Genomic DNA, 22,759 nt, shown 5'->3' with positions numbered 1-22,759 from the left:
CGGCCATAGCCGACGGAAACTTTTCGCACGACCACTCAGGCTGTCAGCGCAGCCAACTGCCAGCGGCCATCACGCAACAGCAGCTGACGATCACAGCCTGCAGCCTCGGCGTCAGCCGCGAACTGCCCAGGCAATGCCTGAACCACGCGCTGACCGTCCTGGCGCAGGCGCACAATCGCCTGCCACAAAAACACATCATGGTTATCCGGAGCCCAGATACCGGCAGGCTCTTCACCCAACTGCATCTGTCCCAGGCTTACCAGGGTTTTCAGGTCTGTGGAGAAACCTGTCGCCGGACGCGCGCGGCCAAAATCGGCGCCGATGTCGTCATAACGACCGCCCTGGGCGATGGCATAACCCACACCCGGTACGAAGGCCGCGAACACTACGCCGGTGTGATAGTGATAACCGCGCAGCTCGCCCAGATCGAAGTACAGCGGTAATTCCGGGTAGCGCAAGCTCAGCGCATCGGCAATCGCCATCAGGTCATCCAGCGCCGCATGCACATCGTCCGGCGCATCGACCAGGCAGGCCTGAGCCAGGTCCAGCACTTCACGACCGCCGCACAGCTCGCTAAGCGCGCGCAGCATTTTGCGCAGGTCATCCGGCAGGGTTTCAGTCAGCTCAACGACTTCATCCAGCGCCTTGCGCTGCAGCGCGTCGAACAACTGCTGCTCGACCTCGCCAGACAGCTCGGCAGCACGCGCCAGGCCGCGGTAGATACCAACATGACCAAGATCCATGTGCACATCCGGCACCGCTGCCAGCTCTAGGGTGTTTACCAGCAGGCTGATCACTTCCACATCACTGGCCGGGCTGGCGTCGCCATACAGCTCGGCACCCAGCTGGATCGGGCTACGCGAGGTGGTCAGCGCACGCGGCTGGGCATGCACCACGCTACCGGCGTAGCACAGTCGGCTCGGTCCTTCACGGCGCAGGGTATGCGCATCAATGCGCGCCACCTGCGGCGTGATGTCGGCACGAAAGCCCATCTGCCGGCCGGACAACGGATCGGTAACCTTGAAGGTGCGTAGATCCAGATCCTGGCCCGCGCCAGTCAGCAGCGATTCCAGGTACTCGATATGTGGAGTGACCACAAATTCATAGCCCCAGCGCTGGAACAGATCCAGCACCTGGCGGCGCGCCACTTCAATACGCCCTGCGTACGGCGGCAGTACTTCTTCGATGCCATCTGGCAGTAGCCAGCGGTCTACCGTTGCCATTTAGCCATTCCCCTCTTGAACCGGGCGGCACAAGCCTTCAGTGAAGCCAATAAAGAACGGTTGTTCCCAGCAGCATGCAGGCCAACCCCAGCAGACGCAGCTGCCTGTCAGACAACTGCGTCAGTTGTAAAAGCGTGTCACGCCAATGGCGCGGAGACAGAAAGGGCAGGATGCCTTCCAGCACCAACACGAGACACAGCGCGATGCCTAATTCCTGCCACATGCTTCCCACAGACGCAAAAAAGCCGGGATTTTCCCGGCTGCCGCATCATACCACGTTTTCCGAAAGGATCACCCCGGCGGCTGCCCGCCGGGGTGATGGCTCAAGGCTTGGACTTCTCCAGATAGCGGAAGAAGTCGCTACTCGGATCCAGCACCAGCACATCACGCTTATCAGCGAAGCTCTCGCGATAAGCCCTCAGGCTGCGATAGAACGAATAGAACTCCTGGTCCATGCCATACGCCTTGGAGTAGATCGCAGCGGCCTGGGCATCGCCCGCACCACGCAGTTCTTCAGCTTGACGGTAGGCATCTGCGAGCAACACGCGACGCTGACGGTCGGCATCGGCACGAATACCTTCGGCCAGCTCCTTACCCTTGGCGCGGTGCTCACGGGCCTCACGCTCACGCTCGGAACTCATACGATCGAACACGCTGCGATTCACTTCCTTCGGCAGGTCGATGGCCTTAACGCGCACGTCCACAACCTCGATACCCAGCTCTTTCTGCGCAGCCTTATTCAAGGAGGCGGTCACATCAGCCATCAGCGCATCACGCTCACCGGATACCGATTCATGCAAGGTACGCTTACCGAACTGGTCACGCAGCGACGCTTCAAGACGACGCGCCAGACGCTCGTCGGCAATCTGCTTCATACCGGACGTCGCGGTGTAGAAACGCTCAGCGTCAAGCACTCGCCATTTGGCGAAGGCATCAACCATCAGCGCTTTCTTTTCCAGCGTGAGGAAACGCGAGCTGGTGGAGTCCAGGGTCAGCAGACGCGCATCAAACTTACGCACCTGGTTGACGTACGGAATCTTCACATGCAGGCCCGGCTGTACGTCCGGCTGGACGATACGACCAAACTGCAACAGCACTGCACGCTCAGTCTGCGACACGATATAGAAGCTATTCCAGGCGACCAGCGCCAGCACCACGCCAACAATAAGGGCGATCAGCGATTTATTGCTCATCAACGGCTCTCCCTTGTACGCAGTTCAACCTGACGCGGATCGATGGTTACCCGCGAGCCGGCGTCTGCAGTACCCGCAGCGCCAGATATCGAGCTAGGCGCAGACGTGCTACGTCCATCAATCATCTTGTCCAGCGGCAGATAAAGCAGGTTGTTCTGCCCCTTGTCGCCAGTCACCAGCACCTTGCTGGTATTGCTCATCAGCTCTTGCATAGTGTCCAGATACAGACGCTCGCGAGTGACCTCTGGCGCTTTGCGGTACTCGGTCACCAATGCAGTGAAACGATCCGCCTCACCCTGTGCGCGAGAAACCACTTCGTCGCGATAACCGCTGGCATCTTCAATCAGGCGCTGCGCCTGACCACGAGCTTCCGGCACCACGCCATTGGCATAGGTTTCGGCCTGATTCTTCTCACGCTGCTCGTCTTCACGGGCGCGGATCACGTCATCGAAGGCTTCCTGCACTTCGCGCGGCGCGGCCGCACTCTGCAGGTTGACCTGAGTGACAGTGATACCGGTGCGGTAGTTGTCGAGGAAGCGCTGCAGGCGATCCTTGACCTCACTGGCCATCAGCTCACGACCTTCGGTCAGCACCTGATCCATCTCGGTAGAACCCACCACGTGACGCACGGCGCTGTCGGTCGCATGCTGCAGACTGACTTCCGGCTGATCGACGTTGAGGACGAAATCCTGCAAGTTGCTGACGCGGTACTGCACGGTCAACGGCACTTCGATGATGTTTTCGTCTTCGGTCAACATCTGCCCTTGCTTGCTGTAAGCGCGCTCGCGGGTGACATTTTCCTGAAACTTGCGATCAATCGGCGGGAAATAGATATTCAGGCCCGGGCCGACTGTTTCGTAGTACTTGCCGAAGCGCAGCACCACGGCCTGCTCCTGCTCATCAACGACATAGATCGCGCTGTACAGCCAGACCGCAGCCAACAGTCCCAGGCCAACGAACAGCAAGCCGAAGCCGCCGCCATTGCCCGAGCCAGTCTCACTGCCTCGTTTCTTGCCGCCACCGAACAGCCCATTCAGGCTCTCCTGCAGCTTGCGGAAGGCCTCATCGATATCCGGCGGCCCCTTGCGATCACCGTTCTTACGGCCACCCCATGGGTCCTGATTATTCGAGTTGCCACCCGGCTCATTCCAAGCCATAGCGCTCTCCATCTGATAAAGCAAAGACGCGCCCACGGCGCGCCCGCCAATGCTACAGAATGCATGCAACCAGCGGCAAAGTCGCTGATGCAGGCTTTATTGCAAAGTGTGTTGCTCAATAAATTCCTGCGACTTCAAGCCTTCACGACTAACCAGCCGATTTAGCTCGATCCGCGGCAAACGCACCGCCAGCAGACTGCTGCCGTCCTCGGTGTAGGACTCGCTTTGCACCGCACCCAAGGCGAAAAATTGTGCGCGCAAGCGCGCAAGACGCTGTGGCAGCTGCAATGTACCGACAAACAGGTCATCGCCCAACAGCTCAGCTATCGCCTGACGCAGCAACGGCAGGCCACGCCCATCACGAGCCGACAACCAGACGCGCTGCGGTTTGCCGTCGGCATCGCGCTGAATCTGCGGCTCCACACCCTCAAGCAGATCGAGTTTGTTATACACCTCAAGCATCGGCAGCTCATGGGCACCGATTTCACCCAACACCGCCAAAACCTGCTCGATCTGTTGATCGCGCTCGGGCTCGTGGGAGTCGATTACGTGCAGCAGCAGATCGGAATTGCTCGATTCCTCAAGCGTCGCGCGGAACGCCTCGACCAGCTTGTGCGGCAAGTGCCGGATAAAGCCCACGGTATCGGCCAGCACAATCGGCCCCAGATCATCCAGCTCCAGACGACGCAGGGTGGGATCAAGGGTGGCGAATAGCTGATCAGCCGCGTAGACATCCGAGGTAGTCAGGGAGTTGAACAGGGTCGATTTGCCGGCGTTGGTGTAGCCCACCAGCGACACCGAAGGAATATCAGCACGCTGGCGGCCGCGCCGAGCCTGCTCGCGCTGGCTGCGCACTTTTTCCAGTTTCTGCTTGATCTGGCGAATCCGCACGCGCAACAGACGGCGGTCGGTTTCCAGCTGGGTCTCACCGGGGCCACGCAGACCGATACCACCCTTCTGTCGCTCAAGGTGGGTCCAGCCGCGTACTAGCCGCGTACTCATGTGGTCGAGCTGGGCCAGCTCGACCTGCAACTTACCTTCATGGGTACGCGCACGCTGAGCAAAAATGTCGAGGATCAGACCGGTACGGTCCAATACTCGACACTCGAAAGCGCGCTCAAGATTGCGCTCCTGGCTCGGCGTAAGCACGTGATTGAAGATAACCAGATCAGCCTCGGCGGCCTTGACCTGATCACGCAATTCTTCAACTTTGCCACTGCCTATCAGGTACTTGGCCGTCAGCCGATTGCTCGGAACACTGAGGAACGCGACGGTTTCAGCACCGGCCGAGATGGCCAGCTCCTGAAACTCCTGCGGATCCTCGCGCGCCTCGGAATTTTGGCCGTCCAGATGTACCAGAATGGCCCGCTCTCCACCTTCATGGCGCTCGAAGAACAATGCAGCCTCCTAAATCAGGCGTTACCAGGCTCAGCTTCAGCTTGCTCAGTTTCGCTGGCGCTCGGCAGACGCACCGGACGGCTTGGCACTACAGTGGAAATGGCGTGTTTATAGACCATCTGGCTGACAGTGTTTTTCAGCAAAATCACGAACTGGTCGAAAGATTCAATCTGGCCCTGCAGCTTGATGCCGTTAACCAAATAAATAGAAACCGGGACGCGTTCCTTACGCAAGGTATTCAGGTAAGGGTCTTGTAGCGAATGCCCTTTTGACATGTGCCGCACTCCTTTAAGGATAATTTTTCAATAATTTTAGTAAACCAACTAACGGCTTAAAGCCGCCATACCCCCAAGGATAGACGGCCAACGGCAAGGTCTCAGGTCAATATGGAGACCGCAGCCAGGTATTTCAAGGCACGCGGCAGATTGTCACAGTCGGCACTATCGAGCCAGTGCACGTCCTGCGGCCAACCGCGTAACCAGGTGAACTGTCGCTTGGCCAACTGGCGCGTGGCGATTATGCCCCGCTCCTGCATTTGTACAGCATCTAACTTGCCGTCCAGATGATCCCAGACCTGGCGATAACCCACCGCTCGTATAGACGGCAGCCCAACGTGCAAGTCACTTCGCTGACGCAAGCGTTCGACCTCGGCCACCAGCCCCTGTTCCAACATCAGGCGAAATCGCAGGGCTATTCGCTCGTGCAACAGCTGTCGTTGCGCCGGGGCAATGGCCAATTGCGCCACAGTATAGGGGAATTGGCGCGCCGCCGATGCGCCACCCGCAGTATTTTCTGCAGCCTGGCGCTGACGATGGACTGTCATGCTCTGCCCACTCACGTGATAGACCTCCAAGGCCCGAATCAAGCGCTGCGGGTCGTTGGGGTGGATACGCGCGGCGGACTCGGGGTCGACCGCACGCAGCTCAGCGTGAAGCATCTCCCAACCTTCGGCCTGGGCGCGCGCCTCCATCTCGGCGCGCAACGCCGCATCTGCGCTGGGCATCTCGGCCAGGCCTTCAAGCAACGCCTTGAAATACAGCATAGTGCCGCCCACCAGCAGCGGAATACGTCCGCGCGCGGTGATTTCAGCCATGGCCGAAAGGGCATCGGCACGGAACTCGGCTGCCGAATAGCTCTCGGCCGGGTCACGAATATCGATTAAGCGGTGAGGAAACTCAGCCAGCGTGGCCTTATCCGGCTTGGCGGTGCCGATATCCATATCACGGTAGATCAGCGCAGAATCGACGCTGATCAGCTCGCACGGCAGAACACGCGCCAGTTCGATGGCTAGATCGGTCTTGCCGGCCGCAGTTGGCCCCATGAGGAAAATCGCCGGAGGCAGGCGCTCGGACATGCTCAAAATTCTCTAAATGGCGCGGTGCTTAACGGCCGCGCAGAAACAGCTTGTCGAGGTCATCCATGCCCATCTGCGTCCAGGTCGGACGCCCATGGTTACACTGGCCGCTGCGCTCGGTGTGTTCCATATCGCGCAACAAGGCATTCATTTCCGGCAAGGTCAGGCGCCGGTTGGCGCGCACGGCGCCGTGGCAAGCCATGGTGCCGAGCAGCTCATTGAGGTGTGCCTGAATGCGGTCGGTGGTGCCGTATTCGAGCAGATCACCCAGCACATCCTGCACCAGACGAGTGGCCTCGGCCTGCTTGAGCAATGCGGGAATCTGTCGGATAGCCAGGGTTTCCGGGCCCAAACGCTGCAGCTCAAACCCCAAGCGCTGAAACCATTCGGCATGCTCTTCGGCGCAGTCGGCTTCACGCTGGCTTACGGCAATCGACTCCGGCACCAGCAGCGGCTGACCACGCAGGCCTTCGCTGGCCATGGCAACTTTTAAGCGCTCGTAGGTGATGCGCTCATGGGCTGCGTGCATGTCCACCACAACCAGGCCCCGAACGTTCTCGGCAAGAATATAGATGCCCTTAAGCTGGGCGATCGCATAGCCCAAGGGTGGAATATCACCTTGCGCATCCGGTAAGCCATCAGGAGCCGACGCAGTGGTCATCGGCGAGAAAAACTCGCGATAGGCGCCCTGTGCTTCGGCGGCCGGCAAGGCTGCTTCCGGACGGGCGCTTTGATAGCCGGCACCCGGCGAGCGCCATACTGAGGTGCTGGGCGCAGGCTGCAGCAGACTGGCGGCCAAGCCGATTTCACCTTGCGGGCCAAACTCGCCAGCTGCCTGCCCCGTGGGGCGCACCATCTCGCTCACAGCTGCTGGAGCAGCGAGCTGATCCTCCGGACGCACCTCACCCAGGGCTCGGTGCAGCGTGCCGTAGAGGAAGTCATGCACCATACGCCCATCACGGAAGCGCACTTCGTGCTTGGTCGGGTGCACGTTGACGTCTACCACCGACGGGTCAATTTCCAGAAACAGCACAAATGTAGGATGGCGACCGTTGAAGAGCACGTCGCGGTAAGCCTGGCGCACTGCGTGGGCAACCAGCTTGTCGCGCACCATGCGCCCATTTACGTAGAAGTACTGCAGATCCGCCTGGCTACGGGAGAAGGTCGGCAAGCCCACCCAACCCCACAAGTGCAGGCCGTTGCGTTCGATATCGATCGGCAGTGCCTGCTCAAGAAACGCAGGACCACAGACCGAGGCTACCCGCCGCGCGCGGCTCTGCTCATCCGGCGCCTCATGCAGACCGAGCACAGTCTTGCCGTTGTGACGCAGGTGGAAGGCCACGTCAAAACGCGCCAGTGCCAGGCGCTTGATCACTTCCTGCAGGTGATCGAATTCGGTTTTTTCGGTCTTGAGAAACTTGCGCCGTGCCGGAGTGTTAAAGAACAGGTCGCGCACTTCTACCGAAGTGCCGACCGGATGCGCCGCGGGCTGCACGCGCGGCTGCATATCACGGCCTTCGGTTTCCACCTGCCAGGCCTGCTCGGCGCCTTCGGTGCGCGAAGTCAGGGTCAGGCGTGCGACGGAGCTGATCGACGCCAGCGCCTCACCACGGAAGCCCAGGCTCATGACCTGCTCCAGGTCTTCAAGCTCGCGGATCTTGCTGGTGGCGTGGCGGGCCAGTGCGAGCGGCAGGTCATCCGGGGAGATGCCACTGCCGTTATCACGCACCTTGAGCAACTTCACGCCACCCTGTTCAACATCCACCTCGATGCGTTTGGCGCCGGAATCCAGGCTGTTCTCCAACAGTTCCTTGATTACCGAGGCCGGGCGTTCAACTACCTCACCGGCAGCAATCTGGTTCGCCAGCCGCGGGCTGAGCAGCTGGATACGCGCAGCTTCACTCATGGCTGCACAGCCAGAGCAGTCGCGGGAATCTGCAAACGCTGTCCGACCTTGATCACATCGTTTTTCAGTGAGTTGGTACTGCGCAGCACAGCCAGGCTGACTTGATAGCGCTGTGCAATCAGCGCCAGGCTTTCGCCAGAGCTGACCACATGTTCGCGCGGCCCGAGGGCAATCTTGCCGTTGTCACGCAGCCAAGCCACGTGAGTGCCAGGCGGCGGGTTTTCATGGAAGAACTGCCGCACGCCTGTGACGATCGAGCGCGCCAGCGCTTGCTGATGGCTGGCGCTGGACAGTTTGCGGGCTTCATTGGGGTTGGAGATAAACCCGGTTTCCACCAGGATCGACGGAATATCCGGCGATTTCAGCACCATAAAGCCGGCCTGTTCTACCCGCCGTTTATGCAGCGGCGTCACCCGGCCCATATTGCCCAGCACCTTGTTGCCGACGTTCAGGCTGGATGACAACGATGCCGTCATCGACAGGTCGAGCAGCACCCCGGCGAGCATCTTGTCCTTGTCGTCCAGACTGACATTGCCGGCGCCGCCGATCAGGTCCGACTGGTTTTCCGCATCGGCCAGCCAGCGTGCAGTCTCCGAGGTGGCGCCGCGATCTGACAGGGCATACACCGACGCACCGAATGCAGCGGCACGCGGTGCAGCATCAGCATGGATGGAAACAAACAGATCGGCGCCCTTCTTGCGGGCAATCTCAGTGCGTTTACGCAATGGAATAAAGTAGTCGCCCGTGCGTACTAACTCGGCACGGAAGCCTTTTTCGGCATTGATCTGCCGCTGCAGCTCCTTGGAAATCGCCAGGGTCACGTGCTTTTCATACTGGCCTTTAACCGGCGACAGGGCGCCCGGGTCTTCACCGCCATGGCCGGCGTCGATGGCAATCACAATATCGCGCTTGCCGTTGGGCACTGGCGTCAGTTTCGGCGGCGCTTGCGTTGGCGTGACCGGAACTTGCGGTGCGGTGGCCACGGCCGTGCTCGGCAAGCTCGGTGCCGCGCCACTCTCCTGATCGAACAAATCAACCACCAGACGATGCCCGTACTGCTGGTTAGGGGCCAGGGTAAAGCTCTTTGGCGTGACCGCTGCGGAAAGGTCAATCACCACACGCAGATCTTGCGGGGTGCGTTGTGCCGAGCGTACGCCGGTGATCGGGGTATTACTCAAGGTCAGCTGATCGAAGCTGGTAGCCAGTTTGGCCCCACTGACATCAATGACAATACGATTGGGCGCGGACAGCAGAAATACGCTGTGCTGCACTGGACCGGACAGGTCAAACACCAGGCGCGTGTTATCCGGCGCACGCCACAAGCGGACACTGCGCACATCCGAAGCGGCCATTACATCGGCGACCAACGCCACCAATGCCACTCCAATTGCGATGAAACGCGCGCCTATGCGCATAGCCAACCCCATATCAAATTCATGCCCCGACGGCCAAAGTGGCGCACCAGGCGTTGCCGCGCTCGCCTTCCGCCCGCAGATGCAGCGCCCGGCCGGCTCCGTGCGGGCTAATGGTAATGTCCATGTCCGCCTTTGGCAAAACGCCTGCGCCGCGCTGCGGCCACTCGACCAGACACAGGGCATCACCTTCGAAATAGTCACGAATGCCGAGAAACTCCAGCTCCTCAGGATCAACCAAGCGGTACAGGTCGAAGTGATAGGCCCGTACTGCACCTAACTCATAGGGTTCGACCAGGGTAAAGGTCGGGCTTTTCACCGCCCCGACATGCCCCAGGCCGCGAATGATGCCGCGCGACAAGGTAGTTTTACCGGCGCCGAGATCGCCATGTAGGTAGATCACCCCAACGCCGCCGCTCGCCTCGGCGATGCGCGCGCCCAGCGCCAGCATCGCGTCCTCATCGGCGGCAAACAGTTCTAATTCAGACACGCAGACTGCTCCTGCAACAATTGACGAATAACCGCACATAAATCACTGGCCGCCAGACCACGGCCCTGCAGCGCCAACTGCTCACCCGCGCAGGCATGCAGATAGACCGCCAGCTGGGCCGCTTCCAGCGCAGGCAGACCCTGGGCTAGCAGCGCACCGATCAAACCGGCCAACACATCGCCCAAGCCAGCGCCGGCCATGACGGGATGGCCACGATCACACAACCACAAACTACCATCCGGCGCAGCAATCAGGCTGCCTGCGCCTTTCAGCACACATACCGTTTGATAGCGCCGCGCCAGGGCTCGTGCGGCGGCCGGACGATCGGCCTGCACCTCGGGCGTGCTGATACCCAGCAAGCGCGCTGCCTCGCCGGGGTGTGGCGTCAACACGGCACCTGCTGGTAACTGGACCTGCGCGCGCGCCAACAGGTTCAGCGCATCAGCATCCCACACCTGCGCAGCGCGGCTGACGGAAGCCGCCGACAGCAGGCTGCGTCCCCATGCATCCTGACCCAGCCCCGGTCCGACCACCCAGACGCTTGCATTCGCGCCCAGCGCCAGCAACTGATTGGCCGAGGCCACGCCAGCGGCCATTACCTCGGGTAAACGCGCCTGCGCTGCAGGCAAATGCTCACCACGGGTCGCCAAACTCACCAGCCCGGCACCCGCGCGCAGTGCGCTTTGCGCCGCCAGCAGGCCGGCGCCGGCAAAGCCACGATCCCCACCCACGACTAACACATGGCCTAACTGGCCCTTGTGCACGCTGCGCGAGCGAACCGGCAACTGCGGCAAGCTGGCTGGCGTAAGGCGCTGCGCGGCAAAGGCCTGAGCGGCGACCAAGGCAGCATCGGACTGCAGATCAGCAAACTGCAACTCGCCTAGGTAATCTGCAGACTGCCCGGTAAACAGGCCCAGCTTTAGGCCGATCAGGGTGACCGTCAGTTCTGCACGCACGGCAACGCCCAACACTTGGCCGGTATCGGCGCAGAGCCCGGACGGAATATCCACAGCCAGCACCGGCAGACCGCTGACATTCAACAGGCGAATGGCCTGGGCATACGGTTCACGCACGGCGCCCTGCAAGCCCGTGCCAAGCAGCGCATCGAGCACCACGCCCTGCAGCTCGATGCACTCGCTACAGGGCTGCACCGCCACACCAGCAGCCAGCGCATGGTCACGGGCCAACGCGGCATCGCCCTGCAGCTGCGCCGCCTCGCCGACCACCAGCACCTGCACCCGCCAGCCCGCACGCAACGCCAAAGCCGCCACCAGATAGCCGTCACCGGCGTTATTACCGCGCCCGGCCAGCACCGTCAGCACGCCCGCATCCGGCCAACGCCTACGCAGGGCACGCCAGATGGCATGTGCGGCGCGACTCATTAGCTCAAAACCCGGCGTGCCGGCAGCGATCAATCGCGCATCCAGCTCACGCACTTGGACGGCGCTGTACAGCGGCAGAGGAAGATTGTCAGGCGAATGCAGCATGCGTCGGCTCCGATGTCTGGCAGAATTATACCCACCTGCGCCCCGGTTACCCGCCCTCATATGAACACTGACACCCTTGACCTTATCGCCCTTGCCCAGTCGATCAAAGACTGGGGCCGCGAGCTGGGCTTTCAACAGGTCGGGATTGCCGATGTGCAGCTGGGCGAACACGAGGCGCACTTGCAGCGCTGGCTGGATGCGGGTTACCAGGGCGAGATGGACTATATGGCCGCCCACGGCAGCAAACGTTCCCATCCGGATGAACTGGTGCCTGGCACCCTGCGCGTGGTATCGCTGCGCATGGACTACCTGCCCGGCGACACGCAAATGGCCCAGCGCCTCGGTGAGCCGGAAAAAGCCTATGTATCGCGCTACGCCCTGGGCCGCGATTACCACAAGCTGATCCGTAAGCGCTTGCAGCAGCTGGCCGAACGCATTCAGCAGCAGATCGGGCCGTTCGGCTACCGCGCCTTTGTCGACAGCGCGCCAGTGCTGGAGAAGGCCATCGCCGAACAGGCCGGGCTTGGCTGGATCGGCAAGAATACCCTGGTACTCAACCGCAAGGCCGGTAGCTACTTCTTTCTCGGCGAACTGTTTGTCGACCTGCCGCTGCCGGTCGACCCGCCCCACGCCAGCGAGCATTGCGGGCGTTGCACGGCCTGCATGGATATCTGCCCCACCGCCGCCTTTGTTGGCCCCTATGTGCTGGATGCGCGGCGCTGTATTTCCTACCTGACCATCGAACTCAAGGGCTCAATCCCTGAAGAGCTGCGCGCGCCCATCGGCAACCGGGTGTTTGGTTGCGACGACTGCCAAATGGTCTGCCCATGGAACCGCTTTGCCAAACCCACCGAACAGGGAGACTTCCAACCGCGCCATAGCCTGGACAATGCCGAGCTGGCCGAGCTGTTCTGTTGGAGCGAAGAAGAATTTCTTAACCGCACCGAGGGCTCGCCGCTGCGCCGCGCAGGCTACGAGCGCTGGCTACGCAACCTGGCCGTCGGCCTGGGCAACGCGCCCTCCAGCATCCCAGTGCTAGAAGCACTCAAAGCGCGCCGCGAGCATCCATCAGAATTAGTGCGCGAGCACGTCGAATGGGCGCTAGCCCGCCACGGCCTGTAACCGAGCACGCAGAAAAAAGCCCGCAGTAGCGGGCTTTTTCGTGCATCACACTTTAAGAAAGTGTTGACGGTAGTGCTTCAACTCGGCGATGGACTCGCGAATATCGTCGAGAGCCTGGTGCGTGCCCTGCTTCTGGAACGATTCCTTGACCTGCGGCGCCCACAGGCCAGCAAGGATTTTCAGGGTAGACACATCCAGATAGCGGTAGTGAAAGTAGGCTTCCAGGTTCTGCATGTATTTGTAGAGGAAGCGCCGGTCCTGGCCAATGCTGTTGCCACAGATCGGCGACTTGCCCTTCGGCACCCACTGCTCAAGGAAGGCGATGGTCATGGCTTCCGCTTCGGCAGGACCAATGGTGCTTTCGCGCACGCGCTGGGTCAGGCCGCTCTGCCCGTGAGTACGGGTGTTCCACTCATCCATGCCGGCAAGCAGCTCATCACTCTGGTGCACGGCAATCACCGGGCCTTCGGCGAGGATGTTCAAATCGCTGTCGGTAACGATGGTGGCCATCTCGATGATGACGTCTGTTTCAGGCTCCAGACCGGTCATTTCTAGGTCGATCCAGATCAGGTTATTGGCGTTCTGCATGCGCGGCTCCTCAACTAAGGCCGACAGTTTAACAGGTCGCCGGAAAACCACTGCGCTCGGCTGACAGCATTGCGCTCAAGCCGCGCCGCGCATGCGCCACACCAGTAGCCGCGACTTGCGCCAGTCGTGCAGTTCGATCTGCTGATCCGCCGGCTGCCCCGGCACCTCGAAAGTGTTGCTGATCAACAGGCTGCCGGCCGGCATCTGCTCGCAGGCCTTGGCCCACAGCTCGGGCATCGGCGCAGGTGAGAGGAAGCAATACACCACATCAAAAGCAGCCAAGTCGGTGCACCAGAGGTTTTCGTAGCGAATCTGGCAATTGCGCTGAGGCACGGCACGCAACCAGGCGATGGCGAAGGACAACGGCGCGGTCTCAACACCAACAAACTGCGCCTGCGGATAATGGCGGGCCAAGCTCAGCAGCGCACCGGCAGGACCACAGCCCAGATCAATAAAACGAAACTGCGCAGGCTGCTGGTCAAGCACTGCGCACAAGTGCTGACGCGCACCGGCAGCGGTCAGGTACAAGGGCACCCGCTCGCCAAAGCTATTCCAGTTGAGCAACAACAGCAGGACAAAACCGCCGAGAAATACCCAGGATGGCAGCGGCGCACCACTGGCCAGCAACAGCGCAGGAACGAACAGCAGGTTCAAGCCGCACCACCAGCGCGACAACCCCAGATAACGTGCCAGCGTGGCAGCCAGCAGCCCTTGCAGCAGGCCGGCCGCCATTAAGGTTGGACGCCAGGGTGACAGCTGAGCGATCAGGTACAGCGCCAAACCGACCAGCAGGGTTGCCCCCAGCTGAGCAGACAACGCCAGCAACGCCGGATAGTGGCGAACAACGCGCAACATGCAGACTCCTCAACCGCCCGACCGATGATGCGCCGCAGTTTAGCTGCGCCAGCAGCTCAATAGGCAGCCCGTGCTAGACTCGCGACCGTTTATTGCGCAATTCAACTCTCGGAAGACCCATGGCCAAACGCCAACTCAACCGCCGGCAAAACTGGCGTATCGAAAAAATTCAGGGCGAGCGTGCCGCCCGCGCCGCCAAGCGCGAGTCGCAGGCGGTACAGATTCTTGAAGGCGGCGACCTCGGCCCGGAACAGACCGGCCTGGTCATCGCGCACTTCGGCGTACAGGTCGAAGTGGAAGCGCTGGATGGCGAATTGGCTGGCCAGGTATTCCGCTGCCACCTGCGCGCCAACCTGCCGACCATGGTCACCGGTGACCAGGTGGTGTGGCGCGCCGGCAACCAGGGTATTGGCGTGATCGTTGCGCAACTGCCGCGCAGCACCGAACTCTGCCGCCCGGACACCCGTGGCCAGCTCAAGCCGGTGGCCGCCAACGTCGACCTGATCGTGATCGTCTTCGCCCCACTGCCCGAGCCCCACGCCAACCTGATCGATCGCTACCTAGTGGCCGCCGAGCACGCAGGCATCCGCCCACTGCTGTTGCTGAACAAGACCGACCTGCTGGATGAGCAGAATGCCGTGGCCCTCAACCGCATGCTCGGCGTGTATCGCGAACTCGGTTATCCGCTGCTGGAAGTATCGGCCCACGGCGGCGACGGCATGCAACAGCTGCAACAGCAACTTGATGGCCACGTGAGCGTCTTCGTCGGCCAGTCCGGCGTCGGTAAATCATCGCTGGTCAACAGCTTGCTGCCGGAAGTCGATACCCGCGTTGGGCCGCTCTCCGAACTGACCGGCAAAGGCACCCACACCACCACCACCGCGCGGTTGTTCCACTTCCCCGGCGGCGGCGAACTGATCGACTCCCCCGGGATTCGCGAATTCGGCCTTGTGCACGTGAGTCGTGATGACGTCGAAGCCGGTTTTATCGAGTTTCACGACCTGATCGGCCAATGCCGCTTCCGCGACTGCAAGCACGATCGCGAACCGGGCTGCGCTCTGCTCAAAGCCCTGGAAGATGGCCGCCTGCACCCGCAGCGCATGGCCAGCTACCGGCATATCCTGGCCAGCCTGCCAGAAGCCGAGTACTAAGATGCACAAGGCCGCGACAATGCGCGGCCTTGTGTCAGCAGGGCATACTCACTCAGCGGGCTGATCGAACTGCAGCACGCCTTCTTCGAAGATATTCAAACGCTCACGCAATTGCCCATCCGGCAATGGATCACCAGGTGCGGCAGGTGCAGCCGTAGCCGGTGCTGTCAGGGCAGCGCCAGGCACTGCAGGCGCTTCATCTGCCGTGGCATCGCTTTGCTCACCTTCGATGGCGCGCTGCGCCTTCTTGGTCAGTACAACAATATCGATACGCCGGTTGACCGGATTGAGCGGATTCTCGCGATCAAACAACGCCGAGGACGCATAGCCCACCACGCGCGCGACCTGTTCGTCGTCATAGCCACCCGCAATCAGCACACGCCGCGCCGCATTGGCTCGGTCTGAAGACAGCTCCCAGTTTCCATAACCACCGCGCCCGACGAAGGGCGCCGCATCGGTGTGACCACTGACACTGATCTTGTTCGGTACTGCGGCGATGGTGTCGGTCATGGCCAACAAAATGTCTTCAAAATACGGCTGTAAGCGTGCGCTACCGGAGGCAAACATCGGCCGATTTTCGGCATCCATGATCTGGATGCGCAGACCGTCCTGGGTGATTTCGAAGAGGATCTGGTCCTTGAAGTTCTGCAGCTGAGGGTTTTCTTCAACCTTGTTCTGCAGCTCCTGCAGCAACAACTCCAGTCGCTCGCGCTCGACTTCTTCGGCGACTGATTCGGCCTGCAACTTGTCCACATCGGCCTGGGCATCCTCAGCAGGGCTTTGCTCTTCCTGGGGTTCAGGGTTGAGGGTGCGATCAGGCGCCGGCGTTGGCGTGCCGCCCAGGTCAATCACATACGGGCTGGCGCTTTCCGAGAAGCCTACCGGGTCCTGAAAGTAGCCGGAAATCAACTTCTTCTGCTCAGGCGTCGCCACGGTCATCAGCCACATCACCAGAAAGAACGCCATCATTGCCGTGGCAAAGTCGGCAAAGGCAATTTTCCAGGCGCCTCCGTGATGACCACCGGCAACCTTCTTTACCCGTTTGACGATAATGGGCTGATTGTTTTCCATGCTATGACTCAGCCCCCACGCATGGCCTGTTCAAGCTCGCTAAAGCTTGGACGGTGCGCTGGGAACAGCACCTTGCGGGAGAACTCCACAGCCAGCGACGGCGGCATACCGGAGGCCGAAGCCACCAAACCGGCCTTGATCGCTTCATAGACGTTCAGCTCTTCCTTGGCATCGTGCTCCAACGCTGCCGACAGGGGCCCGAAAAAGCCGTAGGAGGCCAGAATCCCAAGGAAGGTACCGACCAGCGCGGTGCCCACCTTCTGCCCGATCTCCGCGTTATCCGCTTCGGCGAGAATCGACATGGTGATCACGATACCCAGTACCGCCGCCACGATACCCATGGCTGGCATACCGTCGGCCACCTTGGCTACGGCATGCGCAGGGTGCTCGATTTCTTCCTTGAGGCTGGAAATTTCCATATCGAACAAGCCTTCCAGCTCATGCGGCGCCATGTTGCCGGATGACATGATGCGCAGGTAATCACAGATGAACGAGGTCATCTGCTGATCCTTAAGGATGCCGGGGTACTTACTGAAAATCGGGCTGGCGGCAGGGTCTTCAACATCGGCCTCAATAGCCATCATGCCTTCGCGGCGGCTCTTGTTGAGAATCTCGTACAGCAGCTTTAGCACATCAAGGTAATACGCATGAGTAAAGCGCGAGCTGAACATGCTCAGCGACTTCTTGAACACATGCATAAAGGCGCTGCCGGGGTTGGCTTGCAGGAAAGCCCCTAACGCAGCACCACCGATGATCATCACCTCAAAGGGATGGACCAACGACATAAACGTACCGCCCGAGAAAATAAATCCGCCCAACACGCTGGCGAATACAACAATGATACCGATGATTTTTGCCATAGAAAGAGACTTGCCAGAGAGGGTAGAAAGGGGCTTTGCAAAACAACCCTTCTATTTATCGGAAGTTTTGCGCGAGACTATAGCCAGTTAAGGTCAAAAGCCAGCTTGTCTCAACCCGCATGCCAAAGCCCGCCTCTTATCCGCGCACCCTGACAGACTGGCTCAAGCAGCTAGACAGCCAGCTATTGCCTGCGTCCAGTGATAGCCAGCAGAAGCTGCGCCGCGCCTTGGCAGACAGCAATCGCTCCATGCGCGAGCTGGCTGACTTGATGCAAAGCTGCCCCGCGCTGGCGCTCAGCGTGTTGCGCGAAGCCAACCGCAAGAGCAGCGGCCTCAGTGAGCAAACCGAAAGCCTGGAGGCCGCCATCAGCCGCCTCGGCATCAAGCGCACCGAACAACTGCTCAACGCCCTCCCGGCCATGCCCGAGCAGGAACTGCCGAAAGCGCTACGGCAAATCCTGCTAATCAGCCAACACGCCAGTCACCAGGCAAATGGTCTATTTGCAGGCCGCCTGGCAAGGCTGTGGCAGGAGATACACTGGGGCAGCCTGCTGTTTCTGGCGCCAATATGGACGTTGCTTGCAGCGCACGCTGAACTGTTCGAGGTGTGGGAGCAGCGCGTTTTGGTCAAGGGCGAAGCCGCAAGCAAGGTTGAACAAGAGCTGCTGGGCGTACCGTTACTTAAATTGTGCTTGGCGCTGAGTGAGCAGTGGCATTTGCCAGAATGGGTCATCCAGGGCTATCGACTACTGGTCAGCGACCGACGCCTGCTGGTCAAAGCGCTGCACATTGCCCGCGACAACGAACACCCACTGCACCAGCAGCAAATCCTCGACGCAGACAGCAACCTGCGCCGCTGGCTGACGCAGCCAGCCAACAGCATTCTGTTGGCCAACGGCCTGGCGCTTTCCGCGCACTACGCGTGGAATAGCCCACACAGCCTGCGCTGGCAGCGTCTGACCGGTTTATTCCTGCAACTGCCGCTCGATAACGTGCAACAGCTGCTACACCAGAATGCTGTTAGCAGCGCCCGACAGATGGCCAGCACCGACCTCTGGCACCCCGCAGAAGCGCTGCTCTGGCCCTGGCAGGCGCGGCACCTGCAAGCCATAGTCGAGCAACCCAAGCCCGCAGTTATCAGTGAATGGCGTCAGCAATGTGCGCAACTGCTCGCCCAACCCAGCGCATTCAGCAATGTGCTGCAGCTCACCGCCTGCGCCAATCAGGCTATCCAGGCCTGCGGCATGCAGCGTGTACTGATTTTACTGGCCGACCGCAATCACACACGCCTGATGGCCCAGCAGCAGAGCGGCCTGGATAAAGCCGCCGCCAGCCTCAGTCTGGATCCGCAGCAAAGCCAGGTGCTGCGCCGCCTGCTCAGCGCTCCCGCGCAGCTAAAACTGAGCCCAGCCAACATCGCGCAGTTTTCCGCCATGCTGCCTGGCTCGCTGAAAAGCCTGTTCCCCAGCGAGCACTTGCTGATTCGCTCGATTGCCAGCAACAACCGCGTGGTCATGCTGATCTTCGCCGACCAGGGCGGCCGGGCGCTGAGCGATGCCGGCATGCAGGGCTTCGGCAAAACCGTGCAATGCATTGAGCGAGCCCTGACCAGCTTTGCCAACCGCGGGCGCTAGGCTTTCCGCTACAATCCGTCCTTTCCTGTCAAAAGAGGCCTGGCATGACCGCCTTCGCTGAGCTGCCCCTGCTGATCGAACCTGCGCACCTGGCCAGCCGCCTGGATGCACCCGAGCTGATCCTGGTTGACCTGACCAGCAGCACGCGCTATGCCGCTGGCCACATTCCGGGCGCATATTTTGTCGACCCCAAGCGCACCCAATTGGGTCAACCGCCGGCGCCAGGCTTGCTGCCAGAGCAGGCGCAACTTGAGCAACTGTTCGGCGAGCTAGGGCATAACCCCAACGCGGTTTATGTGGTGTACGACGATGAAGGCGGCGGCTGGGCCGGACGCTTTATCTGGCTGCTGGATGTAATTGGTCACACGCGTTACCACTACCTGAACGGCGGCCTGCATGCTTGGTTGGCAGAAGAGCGCGAACTCAGCACAGCAGTCCCCGCGACTCACACACAGCCCGTTGCGCTGCAACTGGACAGCGCACCAACCGCCACGCGCGAATACCTGCTAAGTCGCCTTGGCGCTGCCGATCTGGCGATCTGGGATGCCCGCACACCAGCCGAATACCGTGGCGAGAAAGCCCTGGCCCAAAAAGCTGGGCATATTCCTGGCGCGATCAACTTTGAATGGACCGCCGGCATGGACCCTGCCCGTGCATTGCGCGTCCGCTTGGATATCCAAGCGCAACTCAGCAGCCTCGGTATCACGGCCGATAAAGAAATCATCACCCACTGCCAGACTCACCACCGCTCAGGCTTCACCTACCTGGTTGCCAAGCTCCTTGGCTACCCGCGAGTCAAAGCCTACGCAGGCTCATGGGGCGAGTGGGGCAATCATCCGGACACGCCGGTCGAGCGCTGAACACCTGCCGACCGCCAGCCACTTTTAAGGAATGTTAATGAAAGACCGCCTGTTTATCCTCAGCCAGTACCTGCTGCCGCACCACTTACTGTCGCGCCTGATTGGCTGTGCCGCCGAATGCCGCGCCAACTGGTTCAAGAATCGCCTGATCGGCTGGTTCGCCAAGCAGTACCACGTCAACATGAAAGAAGCCCAGGTTGAAGACCTGACTGCTTTTGCTCACTTCAATGACTTTTTTACCCGCGCCCTGAAAGATGGCGCCCGCCCGCTCGACAGCAGCCCTGGCGCCGTGCTCTGCCCGGCCGATGGCGCAGTCAGCCAACTGGGTAAAATTGAACAAGGCCGGATCTTTCAGGCCAAGGGTCACAGCTTCAGCGCGATCGAACTGCTGGGCGGCGACACGGAGCGCGCAGCAGCATTTATGGGCGGTGAGTTCGCCACTATTTACCTGTCGCCCAAGGATTATCACCGCGTGCACATGCCGCTGGCCGGCACGCTGAAAGAAATGGTCTACGTACCCGGTCGACTGTTCTCGGTCAACCAGACAACCGCAGAGAACGTGCCTGAACTGTTTGCCCGCAATGAGCGCGTGGTCTGCCTGTTCGACACCGAGCGCGGCCCGATGGCCGTGGTGCTGGTCGGCGCCATGATCGTGGCATCGATCGAAACCGTCTGGGCGGGGCTGGTGACACCGCCAAAACGCATGCTGAAAACATTCAGTTACGATGAAGCTGCCCGCGCACCGATCGTGCTGGACAAAGGCGCAGAACTCGGACGTTTCAAGCTGGGCTCTACCGCCATCGTACTGTTTGGCCCGGAGCAGGTGCAGTGGGCTGAAGAACTAGCCGCCAACAGCCCCGTCCAGATGGGCCAACGTCTCGGCGCAGCACGCGGCTAACCCTCAAAACCCGGCCCTGTCCGCGCATGCGGACAGGGCCGTGACGACCGCTCAGAGTGAACCTCTGAGCATGAAAACCAGTCACAACAAAGACTTCCAGATGATTTGTGTGTCGCGCCAGCTTGGCAACCCAGCCAAGGACATGGCTGCGAGGCATGCGAGATGCTGCTAGAGTCGAAACATAATTCTTAGACTCACCTGCCTTGCCCGTGTGCTGGAGTATCCGATTTAGATGGATAAACAGAATTCTCACTTGCTACTGCGCGTTACCACGCCGGATAAGCAAAGCCTGTCATTCTGCGACGCCAGTCCTCGTGATCTGAAGAAATGGGTCGACGGCCTACCCAAAGCCAATATCGGTGAAACCGCACGCCAGCTATACCAAGCACTGGTCGAACTCAACCAACTGCTGACGCCCTCGGAAAATCGCCTGCAACTGCTGGAAATTCTCCGCCCGGAAATCTACTTCGTCTGTAAACAGCTGGAAAAGCACTTCCTCAACCAAGCCATCGTGCTGGATGAGCGGCCACGCAAGGTCGCCAACCTTTGCCAGGCCCTGCAAAACCACCTGGCCATTGGCTACAAACTGATCGTGGCACGCCTAGCTGCACAGCCTGGCCGCGAACGGCATCAACTGCTTGCCGTTGCCCTGCAGCGTGCAACCCATAGCCTGTGCGGCCCGTTGATTCGTGCCAGCCAGCTGTACTGCCCGGTCCCTGAAGGGCTTTGGCTTGAGCTGCATCAGCTGTATCAGATCGCTCTCGCACGCAGCCTGCACAAGACCATGATTCGTGATACTCAGGCCCTGCGCACACAAGGTCTGAGCACCGAACAAAGCTATCTGGTAGCTCTGCTGCTCGGCTGCGCGCGCTGCAACCAGATGCGCCAGAGCGCCATCGCACGCTTGGCAGAAGTGCTTGAGCCCTGGAGCGCGCTGACCACCCTACAGGCTGGCGATGAGCCGTCCAGCCTGTTCGCTGTAGCCCCGCAACTGGACGGTCCGCCCCGCTATATTTCGCTGTTTCAGCAAACCGAGCTGCACAAAGCGCTCGGAATCGACCCCAGCCAACTGGTCGACGCCATCAAAGAGCACCTGCTGCTGCCGGCCGAAAATATTGCTCAATCACGCCTGACCGTGCCCGAAGGCTTCAGTCACGACATGCTGCAGCATCTGGCGGCAGCCTGGGGCGATATAGCCGAGCGCACCTTCCAGCGCAGCCAGGGCCAAGGCGCACTGACGCTGTGTATCGGAATGAGTGCGCTGCACTTCTACTTGGCGGGCAAGCGTCCGTTCAACGAGGTGCTGCAAGTTCCGGTGACAACCAATGCAGCGGTCTTCAAGGCTGACACCGGCGCACCGGATATCTGGTCAAACGCTTTCGACGCCCAGAAGAGCAACCAGTGGGAAAACGGCCTGCCCTTCGAAGAGATTCAGTACAACAAGCCACATCAGTCCAATCAGCCCGACGAAGCCAATAGCCAGGAAAGCTACCCTACCTACGAAGTGGCTATCGTCAATATCAGCCCTGGCGGCTATTGCCTGTCATGGCCGAAAGACGTGCCGAACCAGCTCCAAGCCGGCGAGCTGCTTGGCGTACAAGGTCTGCCGCGGCAGGGCTGGAGCATTGCTGTAGTGCGCTGGATTCGCCAGGTTCGCGGCGGTGGCACGCAGATGGGAATTGAACTGATTGCCCCTCATGCGCAAGCCTGCGGCCTGCAACTGGTGCGCAAAGCGGAGCAAAACAGCCAGTACCTGCGCGCCCTGCTACTGCCGGAAATCAGCGCCATCTCCCGCCCCGCCAGCCTGATTACCGCACGCCTGCCATTTCAGGAAGGCAATAAAGTCAGTATCAACCTGAATGGCAATGAACACCGCGCAGTATTGAGTCGCCGACAGACCAGCACTGGCAGTTTCAACCAGTTCGAATACCGGGGTGTCGAGCAGATCGGCAGTGAGCAAGGGAAGCCCGTCACAGCGCCGAAAAGCCGCACGCCAGGCGGGGAGGAAGACTTTGACTCACTCTGGAAGTCGCTGTAGATTGCCGACGCACTCCCTTTTGTCGCCTTTTCGCGCCCGTTCGGCGCAGATTTGATACCACA

Annotated in this window: 21 protein-coding genes; 6 read left to right on the top strand and 15 right to left on the bottom strand. The window is 60.6% G+C overall.

Features of this window, described 5'->3' with window-relative positions; all coding sequences use genetic code 11:
* Window positions 1-35 precede the first annotated feature (35 nt).
* The 11 genes from CUR33_RS04750 to CUR33_RS04700 all read right to left on the bottom strand — a co-directional run bounded on the left by CUR33_RS04750 (window position 36) and on the right by CUR33_RS04700 (window position 11,620).
* Complete coding sequence (locus CUR33_RS04750) at window positions 36-1,223, bottom strand: ATP phosphoribosyltransferase regulatory subunit (RefSeq protein WP_282874899.1); 1,188 nt, start codon at window positions 1,221-1,223, stop codon at window positions 36-38.
* Between the two features lie 37 nt (window positions 1,224-1,260).
* Entirely contained in the window at window positions 1,261-1,446 is a 186-nt protein-coding gene (locus tag CUR33_RS04745; protein ID WP_289238852.1) for a DUF2065 domain-containing protein, read from the bottom strand.
* Between the two features lie 100 nt (window positions 1,447-1,546).
* Window positions 1,547-2,416: a protease modulator HflC gene (gene hflC / locus CUR33_RS04740; RefSeq protein WP_282874898.1), complete on the bottom strand. Its 870-nt coding sequence runs from the start codon at window positions 2,414-2,416 to the stop codon at window positions 1,547-1,549.
* Window positions 2,416-3,573: an FtsH protease activity modulator HflK gene (hflK, locus tag CUR33_RS04735; protein WP_289238851.1), complete on the bottom strand. Its 1,158-nt coding sequence runs from the start codon at window positions 3,571-3,573 to the stop codon at window positions 2,416-2,418. Before hflK ends, hflC begins: the two co-directional genes overlap by 1 nt.
* A gap of 96 nt (window positions 3,574-3,669) precedes the next feature.
* Entirely contained in the window at window positions 3,670-4,971 is a 1,302-nt protein-coding gene (gene hflX / locus CUR33_RS04730; RefSeq protein ID WP_289238850.1) for a ribosome rescue GTPase HflX, read from the bottom strand.
* A gap of 14 nt (window positions 4,972-4,985) precedes the next feature.
* Window positions 4,986-5,246, bottom strand: a complete 261-nt coding sequence (gene hfq / locus CUR33_RS04725; protein WP_090249679.1) for an RNA chaperone Hfq — start codon at window positions 5,244-5,246, stop codon at window positions 4,986-4,988.
* A gap of 101 nt (window positions 5,247-5,347) precedes the next feature.
* Window positions 5,348-6,325, bottom strand: a complete 978-nt coding sequence (gene miaA / locus CUR33_RS04720) for a tRNA (adenosine(37)-N6)-dimethylallyltransferase MiaA (protein WP_289238849.1) — start codon at window positions 6,323-6,325, stop codon at window positions 5,348-5,350.
* A gap of 28 nt (window positions 6,326-6,353) precedes the next feature.
* On the bottom strand, window positions 6,354-8,231 hold the full coding sequence (mutL, locus tag CUR33_RS04715; RefSeq protein ID WP_289238848.1) for a DNA mismatch repair endonuclease MutL: 1,878 nt from the start codon (window positions 8,229-8,231) through the stop codon (window positions 6,354-6,356).
* Window positions 8,228-9,658 (bottom strand): N-acetylmuramoyl-L-alanine amidase, encoded by a 1,431-nt coding sequence (locus CUR33_RS04710; RefSeq protein WP_374725303.1) that lies wholly within the window; start codon window positions 9,656-9,658, stop codon window positions 8,228-8,230. The genes mutL and CUR33_RS04710 overlap by 4 nt, the downstream gene beginning before the upstream one ends.
* Window positions 9,659-9,665: 7 nt before the next feature.
* Window positions 9,666-10,133 (bottom strand): tRNA (adenosine(37)-N6)-threonylcarbamoyltransferase complex ATPase subunit type 1 TsaE, encoded by a 468-nt coding sequence (gene tsaE, locus CUR33_RS04705; protein ID WP_289238847.1) that lies wholly within the window; start codon window positions 10,131-10,133, stop codon window positions 9,666-9,668.
* Window positions 10,121-11,620 carry an NAD(P)H-hydrate dehydratase gene (locus CUR33_RS04700; RefSeq protein ID WP_289238846.1) on the bottom strand — a complete coding sequence of 500 codons (1,500 nt, stop codon included), beginning with the start codon at window positions 11,618-11,620 and terminating at the stop codon, window positions 10,121-10,123. The genes tsaE and CUR33_RS04700 overlap by 13 nt, the downstream gene beginning before the upstream one ends.
* A 60-nt stretch (window positions 11,621-11,680) precedes the next feature.
* Between CUR33_RS04700 and queG the strand changes: the two genes are divergently transcribed.
* Window positions 11,681-12,742, top strand: coding sequence for a tRNA epoxyqueuosine(34) reductase QueG (gene queG / locus CUR33_RS04695; RefSeq protein WP_090249692.1), 1,062 nt, complete (start codon window positions 11,681-11,683; stop codon window positions 12,740-12,742).
* A 45-nt stretch (window positions 12,743-12,787) separates the two neighbouring features.
* On the opposite strand, the gene orn is transcribed toward queG, so the two are convergent.
* Both orn and CUR33_RS04685 read right to left on the bottom strand, forming a co-directional pair.
* On the bottom strand, window positions 12,788-13,330 hold the full coding sequence (gene orn, locus CUR33_RS04690) for an oligoribonuclease (RefSeq protein ID WP_090249695.1): 543 nt from the start codon (window positions 13,328-13,330) through the stop codon (window positions 12,788-12,790).
* 75 nt (window positions 13,331-13,405) lie between these two features.
* Complete coding sequence (locus CUR33_RS04685; protein WP_167143002.1) at window positions 13,406-14,185, bottom strand: class I SAM-dependent methyltransferase; 780 nt, start codon at window positions 14,183-14,185, stop codon at window positions 13,406-13,408.
* 119 nt (window positions 14,186-14,304) lie between these two features.
* Between CUR33_RS04685 and rsgA the strand changes: the two genes are divergently transcribed.
* The gene (rsgA, locus tag CUR33_RS04680) at window positions 14,305-15,336 is read left to right on the top strand and encodes a small ribosomal subunit biogenesis GTPase RsgA (RefSeq protein WP_170049449.1); all 1,032 of its coding nucleotides are present in this window, start codon (window positions 14,305-14,307) and stop codon (window positions 15,334-15,336) included.
* Window positions 15,337-15,384: 48 nt separating this feature from the next.
* Here the strand turns inward: rsgA and motB are convergent, their stop codons facing one another.
* Together motB and motA are read right to left on the bottom strand one after the other, a co-directional pair.
* The gene (motB, locus tag CUR33_RS04675) at window positions 15,385-16,407 is read right to left on the bottom strand and encodes a flagellar motor protein MotB (protein WP_289238845.1); all 1,023 of its coding nucleotides are present in this window, start codon (window positions 16,405-16,407) and stop codon (window positions 15,385-15,387) included.
* A gap of 8 nt (window positions 16,408-16,415) precedes the next feature.
* Window positions 16,416-17,267 carry a flagellar motor stator protein MotA gene (motA, locus tag CUR33_RS04670; RefSeq protein WP_167143010.1) on the bottom strand — a complete coding sequence of 284 codons (852 nt, stop codon included), beginning with the start codon at window positions 17,265-17,267 and terminating at the stop codon, window positions 16,416-16,418.
* A gap of 119 nt (window positions 17,268-17,386) precedes the next feature.
* Between motA and CUR33_RS04665 the strand changes: the two genes are divergently transcribed.
* The 4 genes from CUR33_RS04665 to CUR33_RS04650 all read left to right on the top strand — a co-directional run bounded on the left by CUR33_RS04665 (window position 17,387) and on the right by CUR33_RS04650 (window position 22,697).
* Window positions 17,387-18,901 carry an HDOD domain-containing protein gene (locus CUR33_RS04665; RefSeq protein WP_167143013.1) on the top strand — a complete coding sequence of 505 codons (1,515 nt, stop codon included), beginning with the start codon at window positions 17,387-17,389 and terminating at the stop codon, window positions 18,899-18,901.
* Between the two features lie 44 nt (window positions 18,902-18,945).
* Window positions 18,946-19,761, top strand: a complete 816-nt coding sequence (locus CUR33_RS04660; RefSeq protein WP_289238844.1) for a rhodanese-like domain-containing protein — start codon at window positions 18,946-18,948, stop codon at window positions 19,759-19,761.
* Window positions 19,762-19,792: 31 nt separating this feature from the next.
* Window positions 19,793-20,659, top strand: coding sequence for an archaetidylserine decarboxylase (gene asd / locus CUR33_RS04655; RefSeq protein WP_289238843.1), 867 nt, complete (start codon window positions 19,793-19,795; stop codon window positions 20,657-20,659).
* A 232-nt stretch (window positions 20,660-20,891) separates the two neighbouring features.
* Window positions 20,892-22,697, top strand: a complete 1,806-nt coding sequence (locus tag CUR33_RS04650; RefSeq protein ID WP_289238842.1) for a molecular chaperone — start codon at window positions 20,892-20,894, stop codon at window positions 22,695-22,697.
* The last annotated feature ends 62 nt before the right edge of the window (window positions 22,698-22,759 follow it).

The organism is Pseudomonas sp. FEMGT703P (assembly GCF_002786345.1).
GTDB lineage: Bacteria > Pseudomonadota > Gammaproteobacteria > Pseudomonadales > Pseudomonadaceae > Aquipseudomonas > Aquipseudomonas peli.
The sequence above is the reverse complement of the archived record's forward strand: the minus strand, read 5'-3'. Positions and strand labels throughout refer to the sequence as shown.